This window comes from Xenorhabdus budapestensis (assembly GCF_002632465.1).
Taxonomy (GTDB): domain Bacteria; phylum Pseudomonadota; class Gammaproteobacteria; order Enterobacterales; family Enterobacteriaceae; genus Xenorhabdus; species Xenorhabdus budapestensis.
On the sequence record NZ_NIBS01000131.1, the window covers coordinates 1 to 629 of the forward strand.

At 43.4% G+C, this 629-nt stretch carries 1 protein-coding gene; it reads right to left on the reverse strand.

What is annotated here, in order from left to right; all coding sequences use genetic code 11:
* Window positions 1–62: 62 nt before the first annotated feature.
* On the reverse strand, window positions 63–509 hold the full coding sequence (gene tnpA, locus Xbud_RS19250) for an IS200/IS605 family transposase (RefSeq protein ID WP_099134496.1): 447 nt from the start codon (window positions 507–509) through the stop codon (window positions 63–65).
* Between the last annotated feature and the right edge of the window lie 120 nt (window positions 510–629).

Consider the following 629-nt stretch of genomic DNA (forward strand, 5'->3'; position numbering starts at 1 on the left):
AGTAAAAATCCGCCTTCATAGAAGGCGGCTTTGACGCGGCCCCCTAAAAGGGGGCTTAAACACTATTCTTCCAGCCCCAGCTGTATTTGTCTTTCTGCCTCTTCTTTGGCTACTTTGTCCTGGTACCGCACATATCTGCGAATAATTTCTTCATTGGCTCCTACCGAATCCACAAAATATCCTCTTTGCCAGAAGTGATTACCCCATAATTTTTTCTTTCTCAGATACGGAAATTTTGCGAACAGCCTTATGGCTGTCCGCCCTTTCACAAATCCCATTAGTTCTGAAACACTCAAGCTCGGGGGCGTTCTAACGACTAAGTGCACATGATCTATTTGCACGTTTAGCTCTATAACCGTACATTTCTTCATGCTGCAATAGACATAGATGCTTCGATAAAGCTCTTTACCTAAATTTCCTTTGAGGATTTTGTATCTGTACTTCGGTGTCCAGACAAGGTGATACTGACAACGATAAAATACATGTGAAGCCGATTCATATCTGCTCATGCTATTTACTCCTTTGATTTGCTGGTAACAAACTGAGGAAGTATTTAGCATGAGCGTCCTACGGGCAAAGCCCCACAGGAACGATCACCACCTCCATAGGAGGTGGTTTAAGAGTGACAA

What these genes read in the sequence shown, in the direction of transcription:
- tnpA (WP_099134496.1), bottom strand. Translation starts at nt 509, where the DNA reads ATGAGCAGATATGAATCGGCTTCACATGTATTTTATCGTTGTCAGTAT.